22 protein-coding genes, 1 rRNA gene and 1 riboswitch are annotated in these 20896 nt (G+C 53.5%); of the genes, 14 read left to right on the top strand and 9 right to left on the bottom strand.

Features of this window, described 5'->3' with window-relative positions; all coding sequences use genetic code 11:
- Window positions 1-136 precede the first annotated feature (136 nt).
- The 5 genes from EDM57_RS21535 to EDM57_RS21520 form a co-directional block, all read right to left on the bottom strand.
- Entirely contained in the window at window positions 137-1000 is an 864-nt protein-coding gene (locus EDM57_RS21535; protein ID WP_122906736.1) for an NAD(P)-dependent oxidoreductase, read from the bottom strand.
- A gap of 6 nt (window positions 1001-1006) precedes the next feature.
- Window positions 1007-1840 carry a pyrroline-5-carboxylate reductase family protein gene (locus EDM57_RS21530; RefSeq protein ID WP_122906735.1) on the bottom strand — a complete coding sequence of 278 codons (834 nt, stop codon included), beginning with the start codon at window positions 1838-1840 and terminating at the stop codon, window positions 1007-1009.
- Window positions 1841-1940: 100 nt separating this feature from the next.
- The gene (locus EDM57_RS21525; protein ID WP_122906734.1) at window positions 1941-2621 is read right to left on the bottom strand and encodes a zinc metallopeptidase; all 681 of its coding nucleotides are present in this window, start codon (window positions 2619-2621) and stop codon (window positions 1941-1943) included.
- A 231-nt stretch (window positions 2622-2852) separates the two neighbouring features.
- Window positions 2853-2993 carry a hypothetical protein gene (locus EDM57_RS23490; protein WP_170163492.1) on the bottom strand — a complete coding sequence of 47 codons (141 nt, stop codon included), beginning with the start codon at window positions 2991-2993 and terminating at the stop codon, window positions 2853-2855.
- 121 nt (window positions 2994-3114) lie between these two features.
- Window positions 3115-4407 (bottom strand): glutamate-1-semialdehyde 2,1-aminomutase, encoded by a 1293-nt coding sequence (locus EDM57_RS21520; protein WP_122906737.1) that lies wholly within the window; start codon window positions 4405-4407, stop codon window positions 3115-3117.
- A gap of 174 nt (window positions 4408-4581) precedes the next feature.
- On the opposite strand from EDM57_RS21520, the gene EDM57_RS21515 reads away from it, so the two are divergent.
- Genes EDM57_RS21515 through EDM57_RS21505 form a run of 3 tightly spaced genes read left to right on the top strand, consistent with a single transcriptional unit; the run spans window position 4582 to window position 7180 of the window.
- Complete coding sequence (locus EDM57_RS21515; RefSeq protein WP_122906733.1) at window positions 4582-5592, top strand: ABC transporter ATP-binding protein; 1011 nt, start codon at window positions 4582-4584, stop codon at window positions 5590-5592.
- Window positions 5585-6379: an ABC transporter permease gene (locus EDM57_RS21510; protein WP_122906732.1), complete on the top strand. Its 795-nt coding sequence runs from the start codon at window positions 5585-5587 to the stop codon at window positions 6377-6379. The genes EDM57_RS21515 and EDM57_RS21510 overlap by 8 nt, the downstream gene beginning before the upstream one ends.
- 3 nt (window positions 6380-6382) lie before the next feature.
- On the top strand, window positions 6383-7180 hold the full coding sequence (locus EDM57_RS21505; RefSeq protein ID WP_122906731.1) for an ABC transporter permease: 798 nt from the start codon (window positions 6383-6385) through the stop codon (window positions 7178-7180).
- 203 nt (window positions 7181-7383) lie between these two features.
- Here EDM57_RS21505 and EDM57_RS23810 read toward each other — a convergent pair whose 3' ends face one another.
- The gene (locus tag EDM57_RS23810; RefSeq protein WP_246005879.1) at window positions 7384-7479 is read right to left on the bottom strand and encodes a putative holin-like toxin; all 96 of its coding nucleotides are present in this window, start codon (window positions 7477-7479) and stop codon (window positions 7384-7386) included.
- A gap of 227 nt (window positions 7480-7706) precedes the next feature.
- Window positions 7707-7863: riboswitch (FMN riboswitch) on the top strand.
- Between the two features lie 256 nt (window positions 7864-8119).
- Between EDM57_RS23810 and EDM57_RS21495 the strand changes: the two genes are divergently transcribed.
- Together EDM57_RS21495 and proS are read left to right on the top strand one after the other, a co-directional pair.
- Complete coding sequence (locus EDM57_RS21495) at window positions 8120-8728, top strand: ECF transporter S component (RefSeq protein WP_122906729.1); 609 nt, start codon at window positions 8120-8122, stop codon at window positions 8726-8728.
- Between the two features lie 317 nt (window positions 8729-9045).
- Entirely contained in the window at window positions 9046-10512 is a 1467-nt protein-coding gene (gene proS / locus EDM57_RS21490; RefSeq protein ID WP_122906728.1) for a proline--tRNA ligase, read from the top strand.
- 138 nt (window positions 10513-10650) lie between these two features.
- Here proS and EDM57_RS21485 read toward each other — a convergent pair whose 3' ends face one another.
- A complete protein-coding gene (locus EDM57_RS21485) occupies window positions 10651-11283 on the bottom strand; it encodes a winged helix-turn-helix domain-containing protein (RefSeq protein WP_122906727.1) in 633 nt (210 codons plus the stop codon).
- Between the two features lie 148 nt (window positions 11284-11431).
- On the opposite strand from EDM57_RS21485, the gene bcp reads away from it, so the two are divergent.
- Genes bcp through EDM57_RS21465 form a run of 4 tightly spaced genes read left to right on the top strand, consistent with a single transcriptional unit; the run spans window position 11432 to window position 14350 of the window.
- The gene (gene bcp / locus EDM57_RS21480) at window positions 11432-11902 is read left to right on the top strand and encodes a thioredoxin-dependent thiol peroxidase (RefSeq protein WP_122906726.1); all 471 of its coding nucleotides are present in this window, start codon (window positions 11432-11434) and stop codon (window positions 11900-11902) included.
- A 39-nt stretch (window positions 11903-11941) separates the two neighbouring features.
- On the top strand, window positions 11942-12994 hold the full coding sequence (locus EDM57_RS21475; protein WP_122906725.1) for a M42 family metallopeptidase: 1053 nt from the start codon (window positions 11942-11944) through the stop codon (window positions 12992-12994).
- 9 nt (window positions 12995-13003) lie between these two features.
- Window positions 13004-13765, top strand: a complete 762-nt coding sequence (locus tag EDM57_RS21470; protein ID WP_122906724.1) for a class I SAM-dependent methyltransferase — start codon at window positions 13004-13006, stop codon at window positions 13763-13765.
- A gap of 36 nt (window positions 13766-13801) precedes the next feature.
- The gene (locus EDM57_RS21465; protein ID WP_122906723.1) at window positions 13802-14350 is read left to right on the top strand and encodes a cob(I)yrinic acid a,c-diamide adenosyltransferase; all 549 of its coding nucleotides are present in this window, start codon (window positions 13802-13804) and stop codon (window positions 14348-14350) included.
- Window positions 14351-14439: 89 nt separating this feature from the next.
- Here EDM57_RS21465 and EDM57_RS21460 read toward each other — a convergent pair whose 3' ends face one another.
- Window positions 14440-15345 (bottom strand): complex I NDUFA9 subunit family protein, encoded by a 906-nt coding sequence (locus EDM57_RS21460; RefSeq protein ID WP_122906722.1) that lies wholly within the window; start codon window positions 15343-15345, stop codon window positions 14440-14442.
- A gap of 127 nt (window positions 15346-15472) precedes the next feature.
- Here EDM57_RS21460 and nth point away from each other — a divergent pair, with 127 nt between their 5' ends.
- The 3 genes from nth (at window position 15473) to EDM57_RS21445 (ending at window position 18786) form a co-directional block, all read left to right on the top strand.
- Window positions 15473-16198 carry an endonuclease III gene (gene nth, locus EDM57_RS21455; RefSeq protein ID WP_122906721.1) on the top strand — a complete coding sequence of 242 codons (726 nt, stop codon included), beginning with the start codon at window positions 15473-15475 and terminating at the stop codon, window positions 16196-16198.
- A 144-nt stretch (window positions 16199-16342) separates the two neighbouring features.
- Entirely contained in the window at window positions 16343-16777 is a 435-nt protein-coding gene (gene perR / locus EDM57_RS21450; RefSeq protein ID WP_122906720.1) for a peroxide-responsive transcriptional repressor PerR, read from the top strand.
- Window positions 16778-17034: 257 nt separating this feature from the next.
- Window positions 17035-18786 (top strand): glycosyl hydrolase family 18 protein, encoded by a 1752-nt coding sequence (locus EDM57_RS21445; RefSeq protein ID WP_122906719.1) that lies wholly within the window; start codon window positions 17035-17037, stop codon window positions 18784-18786.
- 76 nt (window positions 18787-18862) lie between these two features.
- On the opposite strand, the gene EDM57_RS21440 is transcribed toward EDM57_RS21445, so the two are convergent.
- Complete coding sequence (locus EDM57_RS21440; protein WP_122906718.1) at window positions 18863-19237, bottom strand: YgzB family protein; 375 nt, start codon at window positions 19235-19237, stop codon at window positions 18863-18865.
- A gap of 115 nt (window positions 19238-19352) precedes the next feature.
- Between EDM57_RS21440 and EDM57_RS21435 the strand changes: the two genes are divergently transcribed.
- Window positions 19353-20228 (top strand): hypothetical protein, encoded by an 876-nt coding sequence (locus EDM57_RS21435; RefSeq protein WP_122906717.1) that lies wholly within the window; start codon window positions 19353-19355, stop codon window positions 20226-20228.
- Window positions 20229-20476: 248 nt separating this feature from the next.
- Window positions 20477-20896 (top strand): 16S ribosomal RNA (locus tag EDM57_RS21430); the annotation flags it as partial.

Below are 20896 nucleotides of genomic sequence, written 5' to 3'. Positions count from 1 at the left end.
TTTTCGTATAAAAAGTCGATATTTCGACTTTGAGAAGCCCCTTTTTTACTTCAAAAACGTTGGTATATCAATGTTTTTAATTTTTAAACGTTAGCGGAAGTGTCCTTTCTGGTTATCTCCTATTTCCTTTATTCGGCTATTTTACAAGAGAAGCCCCTCTCAAATAACGCAAAATCGCCATCAGGTCCAACTCGCCTAGCCCTTCCTCCAGCGCTTGGCGATAGGTTGCCTGCACCGATTCCGCCAGTGGCGTAGACACGCCGGCCTCGCGGGCCAGGCGCAGGTCTTTTGCCATATGCTTCAAGGCAAAGGCTGCAGGATAGTCGTCTGCGAGAATCGAGGCCGCTTTGCCGCGAATCAGCGGAGTGCCTACAGCGCTTTGCGAAATAATCTCCAGCATTTGCTCCGTCTCAATCCCGAGCGAACGGGCGAACAGCAGCGTTTCCGAGACGCCTTGCACTGTGATGCCGAGCAAAAGATTGATCGCCAGCTTGGCAGAGGTGCCTGCGCCATTTGCGCCCAAGTAAATCGCGGTTTTGCCGAGCTTGTCCAATAGCGGCTTCGCCTCGTCGTAGTCCGCTTTTTCGCCGCCGACCATGATGACGAGTTGAGCTTCTTTTGCCGGACCGACACTGCCTGAAACCGGGGCGTCGAGAAAACGCAGCCCGGCTTTTTTCCCCTGCTCCGCCAAAAAGCGGGATGTCTCCGGGGAAACTGTGCTCATGTCAATCGCCAGCTTGCCGGATACTCGCCCGGACAGCACGCCATCTGCTCCTGTGTAGACTGCTTTTCCTGCATCGTCGTCGCTGACCATTGTGAACAGCACATCGCATTCCTCTGCGAGCTGTGGCAGCGACGTCACCTGTTTCGCACCGAGCGCGACCAGCGGAGCCGCCTTGTCAGGGGTGCGGTTCCAGACGCGCACGTCATAGCCTGCCGCAAGCAGATTGCCTGCCATCGGTACGCCCATATTGCCCAAGCCAATCCAACCTACGATCATGTCTGATTACTCCTTTTCGTCTTGTTGTTCTCCGACCTGTTTTTGTACAAGCTCCTTCAAGGCGGCATGCTTGGACGCTGTCATGGCAAACAGCTCGTCAAAGCCGCCCGGCAAGGTTTTGTCGAGGACGCGCAGCCCCTCCTCGGTAATTCCGCCTTTGGTGGCGACGCGCTCGATCAGTTCGTCGAAGCCAAGCTGCTCATTTTTCAAAAGCAAAGCCGTTCCCAGCATCGTCTCCACCAGAATGCTGCGGGCTGCTTCGATCCCCAATTCCGGTGTTTTGCGAACAGCCGCCTGGGCAAAAGCATCGAGAATCCCGGCGATCAGTCCAGGCGCACTGCTGCTCAAAATCGTCGCTGTCTCGATCTCACTCTCGGTAACTTCTTGCACCTCGCCAATGGCAGACAGCAGCGCCAGCAGATCCTCCCTTTGTTTGGCGCTGACTTTGCTGCTGTTTGTCAACAGCGATACCCCGTGCAACTCTGAGGAAGTGACAGTCGGAATCACTTTGCTGACCGGCCCGGAGTGGACGGTTTCCAAATCGGCAATGCTGACCCCGGCGGCGACCGAGACGATATGCTTGTCGGCAGCAACCGACAGCCCGCGTAAAACAGGCAAGATGTCCAACGGCTTCGTGCAAAGGAAAATCAGCTCAGCCTGCTCGCATAGCGCTTGCGTGGTTGCCGCGACGGCCACGCCGTATTCTGCTTGCAGCTTGTCTGCCTTTGCTTGCGTCCGGTTGAAGACGAGCACATTTTCCGGTAGTATCACTTCGCTTTTGCAAAACGACTTCACGAGCATTTGCCCCATACTTCCCAATCCGATAATTCCGATGCGCATGTACACAACCTCCCGTCCCATTGTATCGCAAGTCCATATAAAAAGGTACAGCCCCCATAGCGGAAGAGGCTGTACCTTGCTTTTGTTTGTGAAAAGACGATTAGTCTTCAGATTCTCGGAAAATCATGATGTATTTGGCCAGCTCCAGAACAGAAATCAGAGCGGCTGCTACGTAAGTCAGAGCGGCAGCACCCAGTACCTTGTTCGCTCCCTGTTCTTCCTCGTTGCGGATGAAGCCCATTTTCAGCATCAGCTCTTTGGCACGGCTGCTCGCGTTAAACTCGACTGGCAGCGTGATGAGCTGGAAGGCAACAGCGCCGGAGAAGAAAATAATCCCGATCAACAAAAGACCCGCCATCTTCAAAAAGAAGCCTGCGAGCAGCAGGAGCGGCGCAACACCGGATACCAGATTGACGACCGGGAAAATGCGGTGGCGCGCTACCAGCATCGGATACGAAACCTTGTGCTGAATGGCGTGGCCGACTTCGTGACAAGCAACGGACAAAGATGCAATGGAGTTGCCGAAGTAAACAGGATCAGACAGGCGAACGACGCGGTCCATCGGATCGTAGTGGTCGGTCAGCGTGCCTGGGATATGTTCGACTGGTACGTTGGTCAAGCCGTTTGCATCGAGCATCCGCCGCGCCGCTTCAGCCCCGGTAAGGCCGGAGGAAGCAGGGACCTCCGCGTACTTGTTAAAGGTTCCCTTTACGCGGAATTGAGCCCAGAGCGACAGTCCGAATGCGATGAAAATCAGAAAGTCCATCGGGTGAAAAAACATTGAGCACTCACTCCTCGTTTTTATCTACGAAATATGCACAATAGCAGTTCCATATACATTTTGTCCCATATCCATGTATACGAATAAGTGTCACGGCAGTTTCATTATTTTTATTGTACAATCTCTGACCAACCTTGACAATATCATCAAAGGTTTATATGTGGCGGACCACGCGGGCAAAAGCAAAAAAGCAGACACACCCTCTGGCGGGAATGTGTCTGCGTGGCACGTCTAGCGATCGTGGTTTTGCGTTTTGTGATGCTCGGTTTTGCGCGGGTTTTGGAAGCCGACGACCTCCATCATTTTGCTGCTCTCTTTGGGATCCAGCGTCTTTTCCGGAGCTTGCGGATACGTTTTTTCGCCTTTTGACACGAAAATCTCCTCCTCGCGATGATACTCACTTGTCATCGTTAGTATCTCCAAAAAGGAAGGGAGCGGACTTGGCAATGCTTGTCTCGGCAGCAAAAGCGTCAAGCTCATCCGTGCGGCTGTGTTACGCCTTCAACTGTGCGAAAGCGCGGTCGACAGCCGCGATTGTTTCCCGAATATCGTCTTCCGTGTGCGCGGTCGTGATGAACCACGCCTCGTATTTGGATGGGGCGAGGCAGATACCTTCGTCCAAAAGGAGGCGGAAGAAGCGGGCGAACAGCTCGCCATCGGCTTTTTGCGCGTCCTCGTAATTGCGGACAGGCTCGTCCGTAAAGTAAACAGCCATCGCTCCTTTGACGCGGTTGAGCTGAATGGCGACGCCGTGCTTGCTCGCAGCGTCGCGAATGCCTTTTTCCAAAAGCGCGCCAAGCCGCTCGAACTCATCGTAGACGCCAGGCTGCTTCAGCACTTCCAGGCAAGCGATTCCGGCGCGGATGGAAGCGGGATTGCCCGCCATTGTCCCTGCCTGATAGGCTGGACCGAGCGGCGCGACCTGTTCCATAATATCGCGGCGTCCGCCATACGCGCCGATCGGCAAGCCGCCGCCGATGATTTTTCCGAGCGCGGTCAGGTCAGGGGTTACACCCAGCAAGTTTTGCGCCCCGCCGTAGCAGAAGCGGAATGCGGTAATGACCTCGTCGTACACAACGAGCGCACCTGCTTCGTGCGTGATCCGGTTCACTTCTTCCAAAAAGCCTGGCTCCGGTGTGACGATACCGAAGTTGCCGACGATTGGCTCGACCAGCACGCACGCTGTTTCGCTGCCCCACTTGCTCATCGCTTCGGCAAACGCCGCGATGTCGTTGTAAGGAACGGTAATCACTTCGTTGGCGATGCTCTGCGGAATGCCGGCGCTGTCCGGAATGCCCAGCGTCGATGGGCCGGAGCCTGCCGCGACGAGCACGAGATCGGAGTGCCCGTGATAGCAGCCCGCGAACTTGATGATTTTCACGCGTCCGGTGTAAGCGCGAGCTACGCGAATGCACGTCATGACAGATTCTGTACCGGAGTTGTTGAAGCGAATGCGCTCCATCGAAGGAATCGCTTCGCGGATCATGTTGGCAAAAGTGATTTCCCACGGAGTCGGCGTCCCGTACAGCGTGCCGTTTGCCGCCGCTTCGCAGATCGCTTTGGTTACGTGCGGATGGGCGTGGCCGGTAATGATCGGGCCATACGCCGCCAAATAGTCAATATATCGGTTGCCGTCCACGTCCCAGAAATACGCACCCTGGGCACGCTCCATCGTCACGGGAGCGCCCCCGCCTACGGCCTTGAAAGAACGGGAAGGGCTGTTTACCCCACCGAGAATGACATCCATGGCTTGTTCGTGCAGCTGTGCGGATCGTTCACGTTTCATGCGTTTTTCCCTCTTTTCTTTATCGAAAAAGTCCTTCATTATCTTAACACAGCCAAAGACACCTGAATATGGATGGGGAGCTACAGTTTTCTACAGTTTCCCTTTTGCACATTTTCACAAGCTCATATACACTAACAGTTGTTATTTGAAGCAAGACAAAAAGGACGGTTTTCCATGATCCAAGTGAAGCATTTGCAAAAGGAGTTTCGCATCCACCAGGCCAGATCCGGGCTTGGGGGTGCTTTTCGTGACTTGTTCAGCCGCGAGTACAAGACCGTAAAAGCAGTGGATGACCTTTCTTTCACGGTGGAAGAGGGGGAAATGTTTGCCCTGATCGGGGAAAATGGCGCCGGAAAATCGACGACGATCAAGATGCTGACGGGCATTTTGACCCCGAGTGACGGCGAGATCGTCATTAACGGCTACGTTCCGTTCAAACAGCGCGAGGAATACGTGCGCTCCATCGGCGTCGTCTTCGGGCAGCGTTCGCAGTTGTGGTGGGATTTGTCTCCGCTGGAGTCGTTTCGCCTGTTGAAAAGCGTCTACAAGGTCGATGAGGCAGAGGGCGAAAAGTGGCTCACGCGCCTGATCGAGGAGTTGGAAATCAGCTCGTTCGTCAGCCAGCCGGTGCGCAAGCTTAGCCTTGGCCAGCGGATGCGCTGCGAGGTAGCGGCGTCCTTGATCCACAAGCCGCGGCTGTTGTTCCTCGACGAGCCGACAGTCGGGCTGGACGTGCTGGTGAAGCAAAAAATCCGCGAGTTTTTGCGCAATCTGAACGAGACGGAAAACATGACCATTCTGCTTACGACCCACGACGTTTCCGACATCGAGGCGCTCTGTAAACGGGTGCTGGTCATGGACAAAGGCAAGCTGATCTTCGACGGCCTGCTCAGCGATCTGAAGGAAAAGTGGGGCAATGGCACAGAGGTTTCCTTCCAGATGAAAAAGCGCACCTCCGCTGACGAGCTGCGCCGGGCGCTGGGCGATATGCCATGCAAGATCACGCAGGAAAACGAGTACACACTCAGCGTCCAGGTGCAGCAAAGTCAGGAAATGCTGCCGTTCGTCCTGTCTACCGTCATGTCGTCGTTTGAGGTCAGTGACGTGAAAATGTTGGAGACGAGCACAGAGGACATCGTCCGCAACATTTACCAGGCTGATACAGAGGTGCGGGACCATGCATAGGCTCTACATGGAACTGATCCGCATGCGCTTTTTGACCATGCTCGCTTACCGCGTGAACTACTACAGCGGCATTATCATCTACGCGATCAACATCGGCGCCTACTACTTCCTGTGGGGAGCGATCTACGGCGACCAGCAGCAGCTTGGCGGGCTGTCGGTCGAGCAGATGACCTCTTACGTGGCAATCGCCTGGATGTCGCGTGCTTTTTACTTTAACAACATTGATATGGAGATCGCCCAGGACGTACGGGAGGGCAAAGTCGCCATCGAGATGATCCGTCCCTACAACTACTTGTCCGTAAAAACGGCCCAGGCGTTCGGGGAAGGGATTTTCCGCTTCCTGTTTTTCGCGGGGCCGGGGATTTTCCTCATCAGCCTGATTATTCCCTTTCACTTTCCGGCGACCGCGACTGACTGGGGACTGTACTTGCTCAGTTTGCTGTTTGCTTTTCTCATCAATACGCAGATTAACCTGTTGACGGGTCTGTTCACATTTTTCCTGTTCCGCAACGACGGGATGATGCGGGCGAAGCGGGTCGTCGTCGATCTGATGTCCGGCCTCGTGCTGCCGATCAGCTTTTTTCCGGGCTGGGCGCAGACTGTCATGGGCTTTCTGCCGTTTCAGGCAGTCAACTACTATCCAAGTTTGATTTTTACCGGAGCGATTACTCATGGACGCGCCTGGGAATTGATCGGCTTTCAGGCGATCTGGATGGTTGTCATTCTGGTTCCTATCCTGGTTTTGTGGCGGATGGCGCGAAACCGGCTGGTCGTGCAAGGAGGGTAGACGATGCAAAACGTGAAACATATTTTCGGCATATTTGCCGACTACCTGGGCCAGTATTTCAAGACGCGGCTTGCCTATCGGGCTGATTTTCTCGGGGAGCTTGTGTCCAACCTCGTTTCCGAGCTGATTAACCTCGTGTTTATCATCGTCGTGTTCACGCACGTCCCGCTGATGAAAGACTGGACGCGGGACGAGATCATTTTCATCTACGGGTTCTTTTTGGTGCCGTATGCGTTGTTCTCGATGTTTTTCGGCTTTTGGGATTTCAACGAACGCTACATCATCCGCGGCGAGATGGATCGCATCCTGACCAGGCCGATTCACAATCTGGCGCAGGTTTGTCTGGAATCCATCGCGCCGGACCGCATTTTCGGCATCATCACGGGTCTGATTATCATGGGCTATGCGGCGTTCCAGCTCGACCTGTCGTTTCACTGGTACGACCCGCTGATCTTCATCGTGCTGGTCGTGAGCGGCGCACTCATCTACGGCGGAGTGTACACAGCGATTGCGGCCGTCAGCTTTTTCTCCGATTCACGGACGGGAATTGCCCCGATGATCTACAACATTCAGCAGTACGGCCGCTATCCGGTGGATGTGTACAACAAAGCGATCCGCATCGTGTTGACTTATATACTGCCGTTTGCCTTCGTCGGCGTCTATCCGGCTGCCTACTTTTTGCGCAAAGAAGTCTGGTACACCTACGCCGCGTTTACTCCGCTTGTGGCGGTCGTTTTCTTTGGCCTTGGTCTGTTCGTCTGGAACTGGGGAGTCCGCAAATATCGGGGAGCGGGTTCGTAGCAGTTGCGGCGTGATTCGCGCTGGAGAAACCGAATGGATATTGTTTTTATTTGCGACCCGTTATGGTAACATTAGAGGTAACAAGCTAAAAAAAGACCGTCCGGGGGCAAACGGACGGTCTGTACAATGGAAGCTTTCCCTCAAGGGGGCCGGCTCAAAAATTCTGGAAGAATAGACCGCTGGAGTTGGGACTCAAGGGCGGTCTATCTCTTTTTGGTCAAGGTAACTACCAACCCGATCAAAGCGACCAGGAACAACCCAAACTGGAATAGCAGTCCGAGCGTTTCGTTCGTCACCATAGCCTCACCCCCTTTCTACTGGGGATGAGCGGCGACCACCCTTGAGGAGCAGAGCTTCATTTGTACAGGCAGATTATAGCAAAGGGCGACTTTAGGCTGGGAAGCCTTTTTTTTATGAAAAATTAAAATCGCATTAAAAACATCGGAAAACAACAAAATTGTCGGTTTACCCGCTTCCTCTATTGTCAAATCAAAAAAGCGCAGTATAATATGCATATACAACTACACAATTCCTTCGGGGCAGGGTGCAATTCCCGACCGGCGGTGAGCGTACCGCGAGTACGTTAAGCCCGCGAGCCTCCTGAGCTTGCAAGCAAGCGACGGAGTGCAGGATCTGGTGAGATTCCAGAGCCGACAGTACAGTCTGGATGGGAGAAGGATGACGACAGTACGTTTTCTACACGTGCTTGTTTGCCTGTGCAAACGGGAATAGCGGCAAAAGGGGCATGCAGGATCAGTTCCTTTTGTTTCGTGAACCTGTTTTTATGCACATGCTTTGTCATACGCTTGTAAATTGCCCTGAGAATCTTTCTCAGGGTATTTTTGCGTGTGCGCAGGCAAAGCATACGGGAGCAACACGTGTGGCACGACCACTGTTGCCATTCCTCAAAGAAGGAGAACTAAAGAGGAGATGGTACACATGAAAGAAACAGCCTTGCATTCTTCGCGAAGAGCAACCCAGCGGATCGTGACGATTCCGATGCTGGCTGCCGTTGCCTTTATCCTGCAATATCTGGAGGTTCCCGTTCCGCTGATGCCGAGCTTTTTGAAGCTTGATTTCAGTACGCTGCCAGCGCTGATCGGCGGACTCATGTATGGTCCGGTGGCGGGAATCATCATTGAAGTTTTGAAAAATACATTGCACATGCTGTTGAAAAATACAGACGGACTGTTGATTGGCGAGCTTGCCAACGTGATTGCAGGGGCCAGCTTCATCTTGCCGGCTATCCTGCTCCAGCGCAACGGCCAAGGAAAAAAAGGCTTTTTGACGGGCCTTGCGCTCGGCACATTGCTGATGACGGTCGTCATGGCTGTCGCCAACGCATACGTCCTGCTCCCGGCCTACGCTGCGCTTTACCAGATGCCGATGGCAGACCTGCTTGCGATGTTCAATGCGACCAGCGTTTGGTCCCTTGTCCTGGCCGGTATCGTGCCGTTCAACATTTTCAAAGGCGTCGTGCTCGCCTTGGTCGCCTATCCTGTATACGCCAAGCTGGGCGCTCGTCTGGCCCTGCGTACCTCAAATTGACATCGGTCTTTCGAGTTGCTAAGATATGTTCTTAAACGAAGCATTTTTGTCAAAAAGGCGATGAAAGGACCCGCAGCTATTTCCCTCGTTCCAGAGAGTCGGCCCGAGTCTGGAAGGCTGATACGAGGCATACCTGCACCCCATCCTGAAGCCGCCAGCGACGAGCTGGTCCGGTTGCCCGCCGTTATCGGGTGAAAGAAGAGGACTGTGGCTCAAGCCATGGTCAATCAGGGTGGTACCGCGGAAGTCAATCCTCCGTCCCTATGTGGGATGGGGGATTTTTGCATTTTCATATAAGGAAAAAGGAGCGTAGAAGGATGAAAGAGGACAAAGCGTTTGTAAAAGAAATTACACCGCAGTCGGAAGATTTTTCGCGCTGGTACATTGATGCGATCAAAAAGGCGGACTTGATGGACTACACCCCGGTGCGCGGCTGCATCGTCTTCAAGCCCGACGGCTTCGAGCTGTGGGAGCGGATTCAGGAGGCGATGGACAAACGGTTCAAGGAAACCGGACATCGCAACGCCTACTTCCCGATGCTGATTCCCGAGTCGTTTTTCCAAAAAGAAAAAGAGCACATTGAGGGCTTCAACCCGGAACTGCCATGGGTGACGGAAGCGGGCGGCGAACAACTGGAGGAAAAGCTCGCTCTGCGCCCGACCTCGGAGACAATTATCGGCCACATGTACAGCCAGTGGATTCAGAGCTACCGCGATTTGCCGATCCTGATTAACCAGTGGGCCAACGTGTTCCGCTGGGAAAAGCGCACGCTGCCGTTTTTGCGCACATCGGAATTTCTCTGGCAGGAAGGCCACACCGCCCACGCGACAGAAGAAGAAGCACGCCAGGAAACGATGCAGATGCTGGAAATTTATCGCGAAGTAGTCGAGCAGGAGCTGGCGATTCCGGTATGGAAAGGGCAAAAGACGCCGAGCGAGCGCTTCGCGGGTGCGGTGGACACGTACTCCATCGAAGCGATGATGAAGGACGGAAAAGCCGTGCAGGCCGGCACCTCGCACTATTTGGGCGACAAGTTTGCGCGCGGCTTCGAGATCAAGTTCCTCGACCGCGACAATCAGTTCAAGTACGTGCATACGACCTCGTGGGGCAGCTCAACGCGGCTCATCGGCTCGATGATTATGGTGCATGGCGACGACCGCGGCCTGGCTTTGCCGCCACGGGTGGCGCCTGTGCAAGTCATCATGATTCCGGTAGGGCCGATGAAACTGCGGGAAAAAGTCATGGAGGCGTTCGATCCGCTTTTCGACGAGATCAAAGCGGCAGGGGTTCGCGTGCGTGCCGACCTGCGCGAAGAGACGCCGGGCTGGAAGTTCAACGAGTGGGAAATGCGCGGGGTGCCGCTGCGCCTGGAGCTTGGCCCGCGCGATGTGGAGAACGGTCAGGCGATTCTGGCCCGCCGCGATACGGGCGAAAAAGTGACCGTGCCGCTTTCCGGAATTGCGCAGACGATTGCCAAGCTTCTCGAAGACATCCAGCAAAACATGTTCCAAAAAGCGCTGGCTTTCCGGGAAGCTCATTCCCATCTGCATATCGACACCATGGAGCAGTTGGCTGCGCACATTGCCAACTGTGAGAGCGAAAACCGCCCAAGCGGCTGGGTGCTGGGCGGCTGGTGCGGAGACGACGCTTGCGAAGCCAAGGTCAAGGAAGAAACCAAGTTCACGTCCCGCAACATCCCGTTCGATCCGCCTGCCAAAAAAGCAGCCTGCATTTGCTGTGGCAAAGAGGCGAAGCATACAGTCTGGTTCGGGCGGGCGTACTAGGCAGCTCTGGTAACGCATACGGTTGAAACGAAGAAAAGGGAGTGTCCTTCGCGTAAAGACGAGGGCACTCCCTTTTGTTCTGAAAAACTAAGAAAAACCATCTCTTTTGATGGTTTTCCTGGTGCGATGTTCTGCTTTTTACAGAGGTTTGACCTGATCGTCTGTATCCTCAAACGGTTCATCTGAGTCGTCGGCAGGGTCAGCAGGCGTCAACGGGAACAGAACGTCGAAGAACTTGAATTTGCGTCGTCCCGCCTCGTTTTTAAGGCCTTTGTACTTTTGCAAAAGATCGCTGATCTCGTCGACCAGTTGGTTGCGCTCTTCCTGGCTCAAGTAAAATTCGGTCAGGTTAAAGGCAAACGTGTTCTGGTATTCCTTGCGTACATCCGGGTCGCTTGCGACCAGGCGGTTGAGTGTTCTCATGAGATCCTTTTCCGTGGTGCGAAACGGAGTGAACATGACTTCACTCAATTGCTGTGCGTTTTCTTCAATCATAAGTTGAAGCTTGACTTGAATCACCTTGGCGACTGGCTCGTAATATTTTTCCACGATGGACCCTTTGACGCGGGTATCCACCTGTTCGAGCAAACCGACACGCACGAGCTCCTTCACGTGGTAGTGAAGGCGTGCTGCATTTTCGCCTAGTTCCGTAGCGATTTGTTTGGCCGTACGCGGCTCCAAATCTTCGAAGAGTTCAAGAATCTTAACCCGTTCTGCTATGGCAAGGGATTTAAGCGCTTCTGGATCGGTTACTTCAAAAAACTCTTTCATGCCAATTCTCACCATCCAAATGACTAGGCCGTTTTATTTTTCTTAATTAATTCTAGCGTTTTCTGATTGAAAGCGCAACGTATATGCGGATGAAGTGCCTGTACGCTTGTGGTAAAATGAGACGAGTGATTTTTACGGAGGGATGAGCATGATCGCAAGCGGACAGGCCGCGCCGTTATTTACGTTGCAGGCCAATCAGGATCAGACAATCTCGCTTTCCCAATACCGCGGGAAAAATGTGGTGCTCTATTTTTATCCGAAGGACATGACGCCGGGCTGCACGACTGAGGCGTGCGATTTTCGGGACTATCATCCGCAGTTCGCCGAGCTAAATACGGTCGTTCTCGGGATCAGCCCGGATTCGGTCAAATCGCATGACAAGTTTAGCGCCAAGCACGAACTGCCGTTTCCGCTCTTGGCAGACCCGGAGCACAAGGTGGCAGAGGCGTACGGAGTGTGGGTACTGAAAAAAATGTATGGCCGCGAGTACATGGGGATCGAGCGGACGACCTTTGTGATCGACAAGGAAGGAAAGATCGCGAAGGTCTGGCCAAAAGTAAAGGTGAAAGGGCACGTGCAGGAAGTGCTGCAGTTCATCAAGGAAGAACTGCAAGACTGACAAGCAAGGCAGGTTTGATACATAGAGGAGGAGCATTCCATGAGTGTGTCTACAGAGTATGTGGTTCAGTCCTTTTGCCAGTTGGCGAACATCCCGAGTCCGTCCGGCAATACAGCCAAAGTCATGGCGTGGGTGGCCCAGGAGCTGGAAAAGCTCGGAGTCGAGTACAAGCGGACGAACAAGGGAGCGATTGTCGCAACCGTGCCAGGAGCACGTGACGACAAGGCGCGCTTGCTGACAGCGCACGTCGATACGCTTGGCGCGATGGTCAAGGAAATCAAAAGCAACGGCCGTCTGAAACTGACTTTGATCGGCGGTTTTGAGTTCAATGCAATTGAAGGGGAACACTGCACGGTGGAAACCGCGAGCGGCCGCCTCGTCACCGGAACGATTTTGTCCACGAAGGCTTCGGTCCACGTGTACGGCCGCAGTGCAGGCAAGGAAGAAAGAACAGACGCCAACATGGAAGTGCGTCTGGATGAAAAAGTGACAAACAGGGAGCAAGTGCAGGAACTGGGCATTTCCGTCGGGGATTTTGTCTCCTTCGACCCGCGTGTGACCGTAACCGACAGCGGCTTCATCAAGTCCCGGCACATTGATGACAAGGCGAGCGTCGCCATTTTGCTCGGCGTACTGAAGGAGCTTCGCGAAACCGGACAGCAACTGCCTTACACCACGTACTTTTTTATCAGCAACAACGAAGAGATCGGCTACGGCGGCAATTCCAGCATTCCGGCAAACGTCGTGGAGTATTTGGCGGTGGATATGGGAGCGATCAGCGACGGCCAGACGACAGACGAATACTGCGTCTCCATTTGTGCAAAAGATTCCTCCGGGCCGTACCACTACGGACTGCGCAGCCATTTGACCCGGCTGGCCCAGGAAAACGGCTTGCACTACGCGGTAGACATTTACCCGTATTACGGCTCAGACGCGAGCGCGGCGCTGCGCGCAGGGTACGACATCGTCCACGGGCTGATCGGCCCTGGCGTAGACGCTTCCCACTCCCACGAGCGCACGCACAAGGAAGCGCTGGAAAATACGGCGAAACTCGTCATGGCTTACCTGACCTCGGAGGAAATGCAAGCATAGGAGGACGGCATGAGCAATATGTATCAATGGGCCGATTATTACGACTTGACACAGCGCGGGGTTGCGGGCGACGTCGAGTTTTACCTGGAAGAAGCGAAGCAGGCTGGCGGCAAAGTGCTCGATCTTGCTTGCGGCACCGGGAGAATCGCGATTCCGCTCGCCCAGGCCGGGATCGAGGTGACGGGCATTGACTTGTCGCCGGACATGCTGGCGCGTGCACAGGAAAAGGCGAAAGAGCAAGGCGTGACCACAGGGCTTACACTGCTCCAGGGAGACATGCGCAGCTTCGATCTCGGGGAGACTTTTTCCCTCATCATGATCCCGTTCCGCTCGTTTTTGCACCTTTTGCACATTCAGGAGCAGATGAAAGCATTGCGGTGCATTCGCAAGCACCTGGCACCTGGCGGAAAGCTCGCGCTGAACGTGTTTGTGCCCAAAATCAATCATTTTCACGAAGAAAATGAAAAGATGTCGCTGCGCGGAACGTATCCACTGCCGTCCGGGGGAGAAGTGCTGATGTGGGATTACACCCGCTACGACCACTTTCAGCAACTGTGCGAAGTGACCCGCACGTACGAACGCACAGACGCACGGGGTACTGTGGTTGAGCGCGTGAATGGACGGTTTGTGCTGCGCTATATTTTTCCGACCGAGCTCCACCATCTGTTGCGCCTGAACGGGCTGAAAGTGACCCGGCGGTACGGAAACTTTGCCAAAGCGCCTTTTGATGCGAGCAGCACGGAATTGATTGTCGTTTGCGAGGCGTTGTAGCACTTTTTCAGAAAAAGAAAAAAGGCGGGGGTACAGATGAAGATTTACACAAAATCAGGGGATAAAGGCGAGACTTCACTGGTGGCGGGAGTGCGCGTGCCGAAGTTCGCAGATCGCGTCGAGGCGTACGGCACGTGCGACGAGGCCAATTCGCAGATCGGGCTGGCCCTGTCTCTTCTCCCCGCGACGGATGCGTGGCAGGAGCTGCAGGATGTGTTCCATGTCATTCAGACCAAGCTGTTCCATGTCGGCGCAGAGTTGGCCACACCGGAAGGGAAAAAAGTAGGCTGGCCGATCAAGGAAGAGGATGTCACCTTTTTGGAGGAGCAAATCGACAAGCTGGATGCAGGGCTGCCGCCGCTGACCAACTTCATTTTGCCAGGCGGCCATCCCGCTGCTGCTGCCTTCCACGTTGCCCGCACGGTTGTCAGACGCGCAGAGCGCAAAGCCGTCCATGTAGCGCAGCAGGAGCAGGTCAACCCGGCGGTCGTCAAATATCTCAACCGATTGTCTGACTATCTCTTCGTCGTCGCCCGTCACGTGAACAAAGAGACAGGCGGCGTGGAAAAAACGCTGCATGAATAAAGCAAAAGGGGCTTTCCCAAAAAGTCGGCGATCCGACCGGGAGAACGCCCCTTTTTGCTTTTGAATAGTCTCCAGCTCTTCGCCGAAAATTATCGGAGGTAGGTGGAGATGCCCGAACGAAACGGAATTTTATCAGTAGGAAAAGTGTCGTATAGCCGCTGACCGTCGCGGCAGGCATTGCCTTCGAGCAGCATGGTCAGCTGCGTGTTGGTGATCGGAAAAAACGAGAAGCCCTCCAGCATGTTGACGACAGGCTTTATGAGGGCGAGCGGGATGTGAATTTTGCGAACCCGCTTTTTGCCGATTGCCTCGCCGATGGCATCGAGTATTTCCGCGTAGGTGAGCCGATCAGGGCCGCCCGTTTCGAAAGTTTGGTTCGTCGCATCAGGCAGGCTCAAAGCCTGGACAAACACGTCCGCTACTGTTTTTCTCGCCACGGGCTGTAAAGGATAGGAGCCGTCCCCGATCACAGGCGTGGCCGGCATGCGCACCAGGTCGGCGAGCATGTTGACGAACTCGTCGCCAGGGCCGAAGATGACCGATGGCTGAAAAATGACGTAAGGGATTCCGCTTGCCCGCACGAGCTGTTCGGCTTCGTATTTCGTGCGGTGGTAGGCGCTTGTCGCGTTTGGCCGGGAGCCGAGTGCGCTCATGTGGATGAAGCGCCGCACGCCCGCCTGCTTCGCCGCCTCCAGGACGTTTTTTGTCCCTTCGACATGAATTTTGGAAAAAGTAATTCCTTTGCCCGGCTGCTCGCGAATGATTCCGACCAGATGAATGACCGCCTCGCAGCCTGCCATGGCGCTTTTCAGCGATTCGACGTCCAAAATGTCTCCTTCCGCCAGATAGACACGTCCCGGCCCGGTACGCTCTGCGCGCAGCTTGTCTTTGGAACCGGGGCGTGCCAAGCAAACAGCATCGTGGCCATCTGCAAGCAGCCGCTGCAGCACGCCTTTTCCGACAAATCCGGTAGCTCCCGTCAGGAAAACTTTCATTATGTATCGCCCCCGTTACATCTTTCCAAGCCCATTTTAACATCAGCATAGCAGTCACTGCTATCGCTTGCGACAATTGCCGAGCCGATCAGGATCGGTATAATGTAGGAAAAAGGGGGATATATTTATGGCACAACGCAAAGTACCCGTCGCAGACATTTTGGACACGCTTCAGCAAATGTACCCGGATGCCCACTGCGAATTGAACTATACAACCCCGTTTGAGCTGTTGATTGCAACCATTCTTTCGGCACAGTGCACGGATAAGCGGGTGAACGAAATTACCGAGCCGATGTTCAAGCAGTTGAACCGGCCGGAGCACTACCTGCACCTGACCCAGGAAGAAATGGAAGAGCATATAAAAGGTCTGGGCTTGTATAAAAATAAGAGTAAAAACATTTTGGAGACCTGTAGAATCTTGTACGAAAAGTACAACGGGGAGGTGCCGCAAACGCATGCCGAGCTGGAAGCGCTGCCGGGTGTAGGGAGAAAGACTGCCAACGTAGTCCTCTCCAATGCGTTCGGCATTCCGGCGATTGCAGTCGATACGCACGTATTTCGCGTGGGGAACCGCCTCGGTCTGGCCAAAAGCGACAATGTAGACGAAGTGGAGCGTCAGCTGATGAAGCGCATCCCGCGCGAAAAGTGGTCGGATGCCCATCACTGGCTGATCTGGCACGGCAGAAGAGTCTGCACGGCGCGCAATCCGAAGTGCGATCAATGTCCGCTGCAATCCATGTGCAAGTACGCCTTGGCGGAGGCCAAAAAAGCGGAGAAAAAAACGACGGCGAGGCAAGCAGGCAAGCAAGCCGCAAAGCCGAAAGCGAAGGCCAGAACGAAAGCGGAAACGTGATTTCCACTTCTTTCTCCTTAATTCAGCGTAATGGATATTGACAGTTTTCGCCGAATAGACGTACACTTATTTAAAGTAATTCTAATCAATGACAGACAGGATTGACTGATCTTTTGTCTTGCGAAGACTGTGGGGTGTGAAATTATGACACAGCGTGTGGAAAAAGCTGTAGAAATCCTCAAAAACACCGGGGTTCGGATGACACCTCAGCGCCATGCCATTTTGACGTACTTGCTGGAGACGATGACTCACCCGACGGCTGACGAAATATACAAAGCTCTCGAAGGTAAGTTTCCTAACATGAGCGTCGCAACGATTTACAACAACCTGCGGGTTTTTAAAGATGCGGGCCTGGTGATTGAGCTTACCTACGGGGACTCGTCCAGCCGCTTCGATGCCAATGTAGAGGAAGATCATTACCACGCGATCTGTTCCAGTTGCGGAGCGATTCGCGACTTTCACTTTCCGTATTTGCGGGAGGCGGAAGAAGCTGCCGCGAAAGACATTGGGTTCAAAGTCACCGGACATCGCATGGAAGTATATGGCATCTGCGAGTCCTGTCAAAAGAGCACCCACTAAACATGAGTTGTACGGACGAACACCTTTTGCTTCAACAAAAGCTGACGAGTTGAGGCGGAAGGTGTTTTTCTGTTGAAAGGTGTAACGTTTTGACAGATCAAACGTCTTCTTTGGGGGAGAGCTTGAGCTTGTCTCTCGTTTTTCCAGTATACAAAAGGTTGTGAATCGTTTGTATCCACGTTACGATCGAAATGACAGGCACATGAATATGATCTGGCCCGCATGCGGGCTTGTTTGGCTGGGAGGAGGATCAGGCCATGAACACGCAGCTTGGAATGGCACCTCGCCCCAGGCGTAGACGGAGAAGGGCGCTGCGCAGACTTTTTGCGCTCACGCTTTTTTTGCTGACGATTTTTGGCGGGATTTACTGGTTTTTCGTGCTCCGTGCTTCGACCGAGCACGTCCAGCCGTACGGCGGCGACAAAGCAGTCATCGTTTTTGAAGGAGAGCGGGCGGATGCCTCGTATTTGCTTGAGGCTGAGCAAATCTTGCTTCCTTTTGATTTTATCAAGGAAAAAATCGACCCGGCGATCTTTTGGGATGAGCCTACCAAGTCGGTAATCGTGACGACGAAGGACAAGGTGCTGCGAATGGAGAGCGGCGAGGTAGTCGCCCATCTGAACAAGCAGCCAGTCAATTTGCAGGTTCCCGTCAAGGAAGTGGGCAATACTCGCTACGTACCGCTTGACCCGTTGGAAAAGCTGTATCCTTTCGCTTTTGAGCGCAAAGCCGACACAGGCGTCCTGACGGTGGAGCAGGAAGGATACGAAATCGGCCAGGCAAACGTTATCAGTGACGAGGAAAAGGAGCCCGTTCGCGTTGGCGCTTCCCATCGCACTCCGATCGTTGCCGAGTTATCCCCTGGAGAGGTGGTTGATGTACTCGGCCAGCAGGAAGGATATTACCGCGTGCTGACCGCTTCCGGAATCGCAGGCTATCTCCCGGAGAAGAGTCTGGAGATGACCAGCAAGCGAAAAGTCAGCTTGCAGCACGCCACTGCTTCCGAGGGGCAAACTGCGTGGAAGCCGAATGGGCAAAAGGTAAACCTCGTTTGGGAGCACGTTGTCAATAAAAATCCGAATGTCGCCCAGATCGGGGCTTTGCCTGGCGTCAATGTCGTCTCGCCCACCTGGTTTGAACTGAAGGATGCGGAAGGGACGCTTTTGAACAGGGCTGACCCGGCGTATGTAAAATGGGCGCATAAGCGCGGCTATCAGGTGTGGGGGCTGGTCACAAACGGCTTCAACCCGGACTGGACCCAGGCAGTGCTCGGCAGCTACGACAAACGAGACAAGCTGATCGCGCAACTCATTCACTACGCGCACCTGTACGATCTGGACGGCATTAATATCGACTTTGAAAATGTGTACTACGAAGACAAGGAGCGACTCGTCCAGTTTGTGCGCGAGCTGACACCGTATTTGCACCAGCAAGGCCTGACCGTGTCAATGGATGTGACCATCAAGTCCAATGCGAAGACGTGGTCCATGTTTTTGGATCGCAGGGCACTTGCCCAGGTGGTCGACTACATGGCGGTCATGACGTACGACGAGCATTGGGCGGCGAGTCCAAAAGCAGGTTCTGTAGCATCGCTGCCTTGGGTGGAAGCAGGCTTGCAAGGTGTGCTTGAGGAAGTCCCAAACGAAAAGCTGCTGCTGGGCGTTCCTTTTTACACCCGACTGTGGACGGAAGCGAAGCAGGCTGACGGTACAGTCAAAGTAAGCTCCAAGGCGCTGTCCATGCCAAGAGCGCAGGAATGGGTGCAGGAGCGAAAGCTGACTCCCGTTCTCGACGAGGCATCCGGCCAGCATTACGTGGAATATCGTGATCCGAAAGACGGAAATGTTTACAAGATGTGGCTGGAGGACGTCTCTTCCATGAAAAAGCGGATCGAACTGGTCAAAAAATACGATCTGGCCGGAGTCGCTTCGTGGCGGCGCGGATTTGAAGAACCACAGATTTGGCCGACCATCGAAGAAGGCTTGAAAAGCGCTATAACGGCTCAGTAACAAATAAGCCACCTGCTGCCCCAAGAACGGGTTTTGTGCAGGTGGCTTTTTGCGTATCGAAAAGTCGAGGAACAGATCATGTCTGGTTGTGCTGCGGCTGCTCGTCTTCCAGACGCAACGGCTGTCCACAGAACATACAGGCATCTTCTTTTCCGAGCATCTTCGTTACTTTTTGGCACGAAGGACACTCCACCTGGGGAGCGGAGGTGGAAACCATGCCGGAAATCATGAACAAGACCGTACTGCCCATCGTCAGGATAAAGCCGATGATTAAAAGCAGTGTCATGAAGATGTGAGAGCCTTTGAGCAGATTGCCAAGGAAAGGTATAAAGTCCAGATAACCCCCGAAAAAAGCGTACCCTGTATACATCAGCAAAATGCCGATCACCATGCTCCAGTTGCCCCAAGTGCGCATGCGTTTGATTTTGCTCAGGCGTTCAGTTTTTTTCATCATCATTCCTCCTACCATACAGTATAGCATACAAAGGATTTGTCTGTTGACAAGCAGGAAACGAACAAATCGTGTAGAATCCATAAGTTCAACCCAGGGCAGGGAGGAACACGGTATGGCTATGAAGCGAGAGGAGAGTCAGCAAGCGTATCTGAAAAAGCTGCAACAGCGCCCGGACGTACAAGCTGTACTGGTTTTGCCAGTTTCGGATCTGCTGGTCCCGTTTCGTGATGGAGCCTTTTACTTAGTAGTGGTCAACCAGCCGCAAACTGAGGGGAAAATCCGCCGCCTGCATCTTCAGGGACGAGTGGTCATGGAGCAGCAGATTAGCACGTGGCAGCTTGAAAAAGGAGCGGTTTGTGGCCTGGATGAACGCCTTGCCGCGATGCTTGGCAGAGCCGAGGTTCTGTGGGACAAAGACGGCTACATGAAGCAAATGAAGCTCCGGCTGAACCGCCTGCCGTCAGCGATACAAAAGAAGTTGATTTGTAGGGAGTATTCCCAACTTCTCAGGTTTTTCCACGAGACAAAGGAGTTTTTGCAGCAAGGATTGATTCTGGATGCGTATCATTCGCTGATTCAATCGCTGCATTCGTGGGCGAGACTGATCGTATACGAGGCTGGAGAACATCCGCAGGCTGCATTGTGGTCCCAGGTGAAGCAGATGGATTCATCGGTATTCAAGCTGTACGAAGAACTGTCGGTAAACGGCGAGGCACTTGAAAAGCGGATTGAACTGCTTGTGCTCGCCATCGAGTTTTGGATCACCTCCAAAATCAAGGAGTCCGTCACTTTCCTAATGGAAGTCATGGAAACAAAAACAGGACCTTGGCGACTGGAGGAACTGATGAATCATCCGGCGATTGTAGATGCCAAAATTGAGGTTCCTCTTCTTATCGATAAAATGATTCAAAGGCTGCTGATCCAGGAAGTAGTCTTCACGGAGGGCGCAAATGGCGACAAGGAGATCGGCTTAATATTGCTGAGGTAAAAGTTTTTTAAATGATATTGACTTTTGATTCGGATACGTGCTATATTAACAATCGTCGCTGCTGCACAAACAAAATGTCGGCGATGATAACCCAAAAAAACACTTGATTTGATGAGTGGTTTTGTGGTAAATTAAAAAAGTCGCCTCTGGGCGATGGACGGAAAAATGCTCTTTGAAAACTGAACAGCGAAAGCGTTGATGAGTCTATCATTTTTAATGATTTACCAGCTTTGAACCAGTACCAAACTTTATTGGAGAGTTTGATCCTGGCTCAGGACGAACGCTGGCGGCGTGCCTAATACATGCAAGTCGAGCGAGGGTTTTCGAACCCTAGCGGCGGACGGGTGAGTAACACGTAGGCAACCTGCCTCTCAGACCGGGATAACATAGGGAAACTTATGCTAATACCGGATAGGTTTTTGGATCGCATGATCTGAAAAGGAAAGATGGCGTTTGCTATCACTGGGAGATGGGCCTGCGGCGCATTAGCTAGTTGGTGGGGTAACGGCCTACCAAGGCGACGATGCGTAGCCGACCTGAGAGGGTGACCGGCCACACTGGGACTGAGACACGGCCCAGACTCCTACGGGAGGCAGCAGTAGGGAATTTTCCACAATGGACGAAAGTCTGATGGAGCAACGCCGCGTGAACAATGAAGGTCTTCGGAT

This window comes from Brevibacillus gelatini (assembly GCF_003710935.1).
Lineage (GTDB): Bacteria > Bacillota > Bacilli > Brevibacillales > Brevibacillaceae > Brevibacillus > Brevibacillus gelatini.
The sequence above is the reverse complement of the archived record's forward strand: the minus strand, read 5'-3'. Positions and strand labels throughout refer to the sequence as shown.

Coding starts and splice junctions, on each gene's coding strand:
- EDM57_RS21535 (WP_122906736.1), bottom strand. CDS start 1,000: ATGATCGTAGGTTGGATTGGCTTGGGCAATATGGGCGTACCGATGGCA.
- EDM57_RS21530 (WP_122906735.1), bottom strand. CDS start 1,840: ATGCGCATCGGAATTATCGGATTGGGAAGTATGGGGCAAATGCTCGTG.
- EDM57_RS21525 (WP_122906734.1), bottom strand. CDS start 2,621: ATGTTTTTTCACCCGATGGACTTTCTGATTTTCATCGCATTCGGACTG.
- EDM57_RS21520 (WP_122906737.1), bottom strand. CDS start 4,407: ATGAAACGTGAACGATCCGCACAGCTGCACGAACAAGCCATGGATGTC.
- EDM57_RS21515 (WP_122906733.1), top strand. CDS start 4,582: ATGATCCAAGTGAAGCATTTGCAAAAGGAGTTTCGCATCCACCAGGCC.
- EDM57_RS21510 (WP_122906732.1), top strand. CDS start 5,585: ATGCATAGGCTCTACATGGAACTGATCCGCATGCGCTTTTTGACCATG.
- EDM57_RS21505 (WP_122906731.1), top strand. CDS start 6,383: ATGCAAAACGTGAAACATATTTTCGGCATATTTGCCGACTACCTGGGC.
- EDM57_RS23810 (WP_246005879.1), bottom strand. CDS start 7,479: ATGGTGACGAACGAAACGCTCGGACTGCTATTCCAGTTTGGGTTGTTC.
- EDM57_RS21495 (WP_122906729.1), top strand. CDS start 8,120: ATGAAAGAAACAGCCTTGCATTCTTCGCGAAGAGCAACCCAGCGGATC.
- proS (WP_122906728.1), top strand. CDS start 9,046: ATGAAAGAGGACAAAGCGTTTGTAAAAGAAATTACACCGCAGTCGGAA.
- EDM57_RS21485 (WP_122906727.1), bottom strand. CDS start 11,283: ATGAAAGAGTTTTTTGAAGTAACCGATCCAGAAGCGCTTAAATCCCTT.
- bcp (WP_122906726.1), top strand. CDS start 11,432: ATGATCGCAAGCGGACAGGCCGCGCCGTTATTTACGTTGCAGGCCAAT.
- EDM57_RS21475 (WP_122906725.1), top strand. CDS start 11,942: ATGAGTGTGTCTACAGAGTATGTGGTTCAGTCCTTTTGCCAGTTGGCG.
- EDM57_RS21470 (WP_122906724.1), top strand. CDS start 13,004: ATGAGCAATATGTATCAATGGGCCGATTATTACGACTTGACACAGCGC.
- EDM57_RS21465 (WP_122906723.1), top strand. CDS start 13,802: ATGAAGATTTACACAAAATCAGGGGATAAAGGCGAGACTTCACTGGTG.
- EDM57_RS21460 (WP_122906722.1), bottom strand. CDS start 15,345: ATGAAAGTTTTCCTGACGGGAGCTACCGGATTTGTCGGAAAAGGCGTG.
- nth (WP_122906721.1), top strand. CDS start 15,473: ATGGCACAACGCAAAGTACCCGTCGCAGACATTTTGGACACGCTTCAG.
- perR (WP_122906720.1), top strand. CDS start 16,343: ATGACACAGCGTGTGGAAAAAGCTGTAGAAATCCTCAAAAACACCGGG.
- EDM57_RS21445 (WP_122906719.1), top strand. CDS start 17,035: ATGAACACGCAGCTTGGAATGGCACCTCGCCCCAGGCGTAGACGGAGA.
- EDM57_RS21440 (WP_122906718.1), bottom strand. CDS start 19,237: ATGAAAAAAACTGAACGCCTGAGCAAAATCAAACGCATGCGCACTTGG.
- EDM57_RS21435 (WP_122906717.1), top strand. CDS start 19,353: ATGGCTATGAAGCGAGAGGAGAGTCAGCAAGCGTATCTGAAAAAGCTG.